7 protein-coding genes are annotated in these 6,487 nt (G+C 35.3%); 1 reads left to right on the plus strand and 6 read right to left on the minus strand.

Annotated elements, in window-relative coordinates; all coding sequences use genetic code 11:
• The first annotated feature begins 11 nt into the window (after positions 1-11).
• Positions 12-542, plus strand: a complete 531-nt coding sequence (locus CAT7_RS02915) for a biotin transporter BioY (protein ID WP_007721818.1) — start codon at positions 12-14, stop codon at positions 540-542.
• Between the two features lie 73 nt (positions 543-615).
• Here CAT7_RS02915 and CAT7_RS02920 read toward each other — a convergent pair whose 3' ends face one another.
• The 6 genes from CAT7_RS02920 to CAT7_RS02945 all read right to left on the minus strand — a co-directional run bounded on the left by CAT7_RS02920 (position 616) and on the right by CAT7_RS02945 (position 6,484).
• A complete protein-coding gene (locus CAT7_RS02920; RefSeq protein WP_007721821.1) occupies positions 616-831 on the minus strand; it encodes a YwbE family protein in 216 nt (71 codons plus the stop codon).
• A gap of 93 nt (positions 832-924) precedes the next feature.
• Positions 925-1,503 (minus strand): anaerobic ribonucleoside-triphosphate reductase activating protein, encoded by a 579-nt coding sequence (gene nrdG / locus CAT7_RS02925; protein ID WP_407389826.1) that lies wholly within the window; start codon positions 1,501-1,503, stop codon positions 925-927.
• Entirely contained in the window at positions 1,472-3,685 is a 2,214-nt protein-coding gene (nrdD, locus tag CAT7_RS02930) for an anaerobic ribonucleoside-triphosphate reductase (RefSeq protein ID WP_007721825.1), read from the minus strand. The genes nrdG and nrdD overlap by 32 nt, the downstream gene beginning before the upstream one ends.
• A gap of 174 nt (positions 3,686-3,859) precedes the next feature.
• Complete coding sequence (locus CAT7_RS02935) at positions 3,860-4,402, minus strand: methylated-DNA--[protein]-cysteine S-methyltransferase (RefSeq protein WP_007721826.1); 543 nt, start codon at positions 4,400-4,402, stop codon at positions 3,860-3,862.
• Between the two features lie 17 nt (positions 4,403-4,419).
• Positions 4,420-5,388 carry a tocopherol cyclase family protein gene (locus CAT7_RS02940; protein WP_007721834.1) on the minus strand — a complete coding sequence of 323 codons (969 nt, stop codon included), beginning with the start codon at positions 5,386-5,388 and terminating at the stop codon, positions 4,420-4,422.
• A gap of 127 nt (positions 5,389-5,515) precedes the next feature.
• Positions 5,516-6,484 (minus strand): metal ABC transporter substrate-binding protein, encoded by a 969-nt coding sequence (locus CAT7_RS02945; RefSeq protein ID WP_035019347.1) that lies wholly within the window; start codon positions 6,482-6,484, stop codon positions 5,516-5,518.
• Between the last annotated feature and the right edge of the window lie 3 nt (positions 6,485-6,487).

Below are 6,487 nucleotides of genomic sequence, written 5' to 3' on the forward strand. Positions count from 1 at the left end.
GGAGATTAATTATGTCAAAATTAACCACGCGAGAAGTAACACTTTCTAGTCTTATGGCAGCATTGACCTTAATCAGCGGTTACATCAGTTTGCCTTTTGGGCCCGTTCCTTTTACATTGCAAACACTATTTGTTTTGTTAACTGGGCTTATGTTACAAAAAAGAGCGGCTTTCCTTGCCCAAAGTCTGCACTTGTTCTTAATCCTAATTTTTAAAGGTTTCCAATCATTTTTAAGTCCTAGTTTTGGCTTTGTGATTGGCTTTATTGTGGGGGCTTATGTGATGGCAAGATTTCTAGAAAATAGACCTTTCTCAATAAAGTCTGCCTCAGTAGCTCTTTTGATAGGTTCTAGCATTTTTTATCTTTTGGGGTTGCCATACATGGCTTTCATCTTAAATGGTTACCTTGATTTAAATCTGGCTAACAGTCTTATTTTAAAAACTGGATTCTTATTATTTATCCCAGGTGATATCGTTAAAGCTATTTTTGCTTTTTTGATCAGTGCTCGTCTTCAACATGTAGTAAAAAGGGTACCTAACTAATCTGTCGAACATTTTGACAATCACAAAGTAAAGAGGCTGGAACGAAAGTTCCAGCCTCTTTACTTTAAAAATTTTATTTTAACTTTGTTTCATCCGTTAAAATCTTTTGTACACGACCAACTTGGTCTCCTTCTTTTAACATGACTTTGATTCCATGTGGATGCTGACCACTGTTAGTCAATATACGTTTCACATGACCTCTAGTTAGTTTATTGGTTCGTTGATCTTTTTTTAGAACGATATCTACTAATGCATCAATTTTAATATTTGCTCTTGTCTTTCCATCCATCATATCCGCTCCTTTATTTATTTGTAGTGTAGCATATTTTATTCTCTTCATGCTACTTGCGGATAAAACAGTTCGCTTAATTATTCTTATTTGTTAATGAAAAGGATTTTCCCACAATACAACTTTTCCATGTCGCAATGACGCTTGGACATCAATAATGCGCTGATTTGAACTCCCTCTAAACTGAAGCGTTAAATCTTTTTTAGCTAATTCAAATCGTCCATCTACAACGACATCGATTAATGATAGCAATTCCAGTTTATCATCCGATTCTTGCATCAATTCTTCCCACGTATAGCCAGTCCAAGACCAAATATCTTTGGTCTCATTGTATTCCGAGCGAATACGTTTAGCTAAAGGAATTGCAACTTGTGTATTCAAAAAAGGTTCTCCACCCAGTAGTGTCAGTCCTTGAACATAAGAATGACTTAAATCGGCAATAATTGTGTCTTCTAGTTCTATAGTATACTCCACTCCATATGAAAAATTTTGAGCTATTTTATTGTAACACCCTTTGCAGGCAAATAAACATCCGCTCATATAAAGGCTGCACCTTACCCCTTCTCCATCTACAAAATTAAACGGTTTGTAATCTGCAATTCGGCCTTGACTATAATCCGCAGCAAGCCATTCTTTTGGTTTAGGATTTCTCATATAGTACTTCCTCCCCATTGGCTGACATATGTTTGACCCGAGCTGATATTTCTTTATGTCTTCCATTCACCATTGGTCTAGCTTGAGGATTTCCTAGATATCCGCACGTTCTTTTCACAACATCACAGCTGTTTGGATCAGTATTTCCACATTCTGGACACTTAAATCCTCGCTCAGTCGGATCAAAGTCTCCTTCAAATCCACATTTGTAACACTGATCGATTGGTGTATTGGTTCCCAAGTATCCGATTCGATCATATGCAAAATCCCACACAGCTTCTAAAGCTTTAGGATTCTGCTGCATATTTGGATACTCACAGTAATGGATAAAGCCACCAGAAGTATACTCTGGATAAGCTTTTTCAAATTCTATTTTTTCAAACGGTGTTGGTTTTTTTCGCACATCGTAATGAAAACTATTTGTGTAATATTCTTTATCCGTAATGTCTGTCAACACGCCAAATTTCTTTGTGTCTAAGCGACAAAACCGATCCGTTAGACTTTCGCTAGGAGTCGAATACACACTAAAATGATAGCCATACTTTTCTCCCCACTGATCTGTATGTTGTTTCATTTTACTCAAGATATTCACTGTAAATGCCTTGGCAGTTTCATTTTTTTCCCACTCTGGTCCAAAAAAGACTGTCGCAGCTTCATAAAGTCCAATATAGCCTAAAGAGATCGTCGACCGTTTATTTTTAAAGAGATCATCTACACTATCTCCTTTTTTTAGTCGTTTTCCAAAAGCACCATACTCATATAAAATAGGAGCATTTTCTGGTAATGCGTCTTTTGTCCTTTGAACACGATAAACTAAAGCATCGTGACAAACCTTTAATCGTTCTTCAAATAGCTCCCAAAACATGGTTTGATTTCCTTTAGATTCAATTGCCACACGAGGCAAATTAAGTGTGACCACACCTAAATTCATTCTTCCAGAGTTCACTTCTTGTCCATGTTCATCTTTCCATCCTTGTAAAAAAGAACGACACCCCATTGGTGCTTTAAAACTGCCCGTTAACTCAATAACTTTATCGTACATTAAAACATCAGGATACATTCTTTTGGTTGAACAAGTAAGGGCTAATTTTTTTATATCATAATTTTGATCTTCAGGATCCAAATTAACCCCTCGTTTAAGAGTGAAAACAAGTTTTGGAAAAATGGCTGTTCTCTTTTCTTTTCCCAATCCATTGATGCGAACTAATAGTATAGAACGTTGAATTTCTTGTTCAAACCAATCCATTCCTAATCCAAATCCTAACGTGGTAAAAGGCGTTTGTCCTTGGGAGGAATAAAGAGTATTGATTTCATATTCTAAGCTCTGCATAGCATCATAAATATCTTTCTTTGTTTTTTCACGTGCATATTGTTTTTGTTTTTCTTCTCCTGTGACCCATTCGCTAGCAGTCTGCAAATGTTTTTGATAATTCAAACGACTATAAGGAGCTAATACTTCATCAATTCGATCTGCGCTGCATCCTCCATACTGACTAGAAGCTACATTAGCAATAATTTGTGCCATTTGAGCAGCCGCTGTTTGAATAGATCGTGGACTTTCTACCTCTGCATTCCCTATTTTAAAACCTTCTTTAAACATGCTTTTAAAATCAATCAAACAACAATTTGTCATTGGAGCATACGGTTGGTAGTCTAGGTCATGATAATGGATATCTCCTTTTTGGTGCGCATTAGCAACATGCTTTGGTAGCATTTTAAGTCCAATCGATTTTGCAACTACTCCGGCAGTTAAATCTCTTTGAGTATTGAATACGTTGCTATCCTTATTCGCATTTTCATTTACTACAGTCTGTTCTTTACGTAAAAGACCATGGATAGCATAGTTTATATCTGTTGCTTGACTTCTTTCCAAATCGCGGCGGGTTCTATAAACTAAGTAGGCTTCTGCTAATTCATGTTTATGCGCATCTATTAGAACATGTTCTACGATACTTTGAATCTCATAAATTTTAATATTGCTGACAAATCGTTGGGCTATTTCCTTTTTTATTACTTCGACAATCTCTTTAAGTTCCTGAATACTTTTTTCATCTGTTTCTTTTATTAATGAACGTTGGGCTTTTAATAAAGCTTCAAAGATTTTTTCTTCTTTAAACTCAACTTCTCGTCCATCTCTTTTCATTACTTTTATTTTAAGATTGTTTGAACTTTCACAAAAACTATCATGGTTTATTTTCATTTCCTATCGCCACCCTATCTATTCCTTTAAAGCACTATATATAGTCGCTAAATAAATTATATAGCTATATATAGTATAAACACAATCTGACATTTCGTCCATCACTTTTATTATTATTCAACTAAATACGAATAGATCATGCTTCGATTCAAGCATGATCTATTTGTATTTAGTTTAGTTCACTTTTTTCTTAGCACACTTCCTGTGGGTTTTTTCTAATTGTAATAATGTTTCTTTCATAGCTAACTTTCCTCGATAACCGGCTAACTTCCCATTTTTATGAATGACCCGGTGGCAAGGTACAACAATTAATAAAGGATTTTTGCCAATTGCAGTTCCTACTGCCCGAAAAGAACCAGGCTGTCCGATTTCTACTGCAATTTCGCCATACGATTTGGTTTGTCCATAAGGAATAGCGTTTAAAGCTTTCCATACCTTTTGTTGAAATAGCGTCCCATTAACATCTATAGGCAGCGTAAAAGTAGTCCTAGAACTGTTAAAATAATCTAAAAATTGTTGATGATAAAGCTGTAATCCGGCTTTATTTTCTACTAAAACTGCTTTTGGAAATAATTTTCCCACTCCATCTTCAAGTTCTCTTAGTGACTCATTTAGAGAGCCTACAAAACAAAGCCCCTTCTCGGTTGCCGCTAGATAAAGTGTCCCTACATCATAGTCAAAAGAACCATACATTACGTTCTGGTCAAGATTCCCCATTTTCTCACCTCATTAACCTAAGCTTCTACTATTTCAATACCTGCTAATTTGCTTACATCTTGGTAGATTGTCTGTTGTTTCTTATCTTTCAAAAGAATGTCGATTTCTCCAGATAAACCTTCTTTAATTGCTTTATTCATACTTCCATTTTTAGGAGCGATTAGTTTACCAGAACTTGTAATCATTCCCTGAATCGTCAATTCTACTTCTTTGTTTTTAAGTACGATCAGCGCTGTATCTTTCGTTTGACTCACTATCTTAGCTGTACTGCCATTATAAGTTGCAAATCGATACTCTTTATCGTTCACTATGAGGTTGCAAATAAAGCCTTTAAAAGTAGTCACATGAAACGGAATATGTGCAATTGAAAAGAAGAGACTAGTATTCTCATTTTTAAAATGATTAGAATGGATCCAAATGTATTCTTTCGGAAATGAAGTGCCCCAATCTTTTTCAATATACCCTTTGCCATTCGTAAATTCAACTTCTCTATTATTGATTGTTAAAGTACCTTGTAAATGATGGTTCATACTAATGACACCGTGGTAACATTCCATTTTAGGAATATATGCAAACATTCCCATGATTGATGGAGACAGAATAGACGTTTTTATCTGTTGAAAAGTACCTAACCCTATTTTCCCTTGAATCGTAAACTGCTCATCTTTCAGATAGATAGAAACAAACGATTCCGTAAAAATAGTTTGTCCAATTTGAACTAAGAACGGATAAGCTTGGTAACTAAATTCATCTAACCGATAACGAATATAACCGGTTTTTGTCGTTTTTTCATTTTGCTCATTTAGTGTGACATAAATGTATTGGATAAAACTATGCTCGTCTCCTTTGAATAAATTCACTCCAGGAATAAAACTAATACTAGTTTTTTTATCAACTGAAACGTGCTTATAGTACCACCCTTCAAAATAATTATTTTTAGTTAAATCTCCTTGAAACAGAATTGGATTTTTTATCTTATCAAACATTTAGCTGTCCCTCCCTGCCACCATTTCTTTTGTTCTACAAATGGTGTAAGACGTGTCTTCATCTTACTTTATTCGATAAAAGATAGCTAATAAATTGTTGTTTTACATTATAATTTCTCTGGATCTTTTAACGGATACTTTTCTTTAATGATTCTAAATTATTTTTCATAACTTCGATATAATCTACTCCAGCATCTTGATCTGATTGACTAACTCCTTCTAAAGGACTTAATAGCGCTAATTCAACGCCAACTTCATTTGCCAACGTTTCGGCGATTTTAGAAGAACTATTGTCTTCAAAGTAAATATACTCCATTCCTTCTTGATCGACTAATTGGGATAACTCAGCTAATTTAGATGGACTAGGTTCTTCTTCAGATGATAAGCCTGCTATTGATACTTGATTCAAATCATATCGTTGAGCTAAATAAGCAAAAGCTGCATGTTGTGTGACAAATGTTCGGTTCTCTGACTCTTGAAAAGCTTCTTTATATTCTTGATCTAATGCTTCCAATTTTTGATTATAGGTATCAGCATTAACTTCATAATTTTCCTCGTTTTCAGGATCAGCTTCAATTAGACCTGCTTTTATAGTGTTCACTTCTTCTTGAGCAAGGACCGGATCTAACCAAATATGCGGATCAATCATATGACCGTGCTCTTCTTCATGATCATGCTCATGAACTGCGTGCTCGTGGTCTGAATCGTGGTGCTCTTCAACGGCTTCATTTTCAATAAGAGCAATACCTTCACTAGCATCAATAACGAGGACTTCAGTTAAATCAATAGTATCCAATAAGGAAGGAACCCATGTTTCCATCTCCTCACTATTATAAATAAAGACATCTGCTTCTTGAATCTCCGCAACATCTTTCGCACTAGGCTCAAAATCATGGACTTCAGTTCCAGCAGGTAAAAGTAAAGATACTTCAGCCAAATCTTGGGTCACATTCTTTGTAAAATCATACATGGGATAAAACGTCGTCACTACTTTTATTGTCTCTTCTGTATGACTATTATCTGATGATGGATCAGCTTGCTCTGCTGCTCCACATCCACTCATGAACACTCCTACTCCTGTTATAGATAACCCTATCGT

It is taken from the genome of Carnobacterium sp. AT7, assembly GCF_000171855.1.
GTDB lineage: Bacteria > Bacillota > Bacilli > Lactobacillales > Carnobacteriaceae > Carnobacterium_B > Carnobacterium_B jeotgali.

Coding starts and splice junctions, on each gene's coding strand:
- nrdG (WP_407389826.1), bottom strand. CDS start 1,503: ATGGGGAGGAAGTACTATATGAGAAATCCTAAACCAAAAGAATGGCTT.
- nrdD (WP_007721825.1), bottom strand. CDS start 3,685: ATGAAAATAAACCATGATAGTTTTTGTGAAAGTTCAAACAATCTTAAA.
- CAT7_RS02940 (WP_007721834.1), bottom strand. CDS start 5,388: ATGTTTGATAAGATAAAAAATCCAATTCTGTTTCAAGGAGATTTAACT.
- CAT7_RS02935 (WP_007721826.1), bottom strand. CDS start 4,402: ATGGGGAATCTTGACCAGAACGTAATGTATGGTTCTTTTGACTATGAT.
- CAT7_RS02915 (WP_007721818.1), top strand. CDS start 12: ATGTCAAAATTAACCACGCGAGAAGTAACACTTTCTAGTCTTATGGCA.
- CAT7_RS02920 (WP_007721821.1), bottom strand. CDS start 831: ATGGATGGAAAGACAAGAGCAAATATTAAAATTGATGCATTAGTAGAT.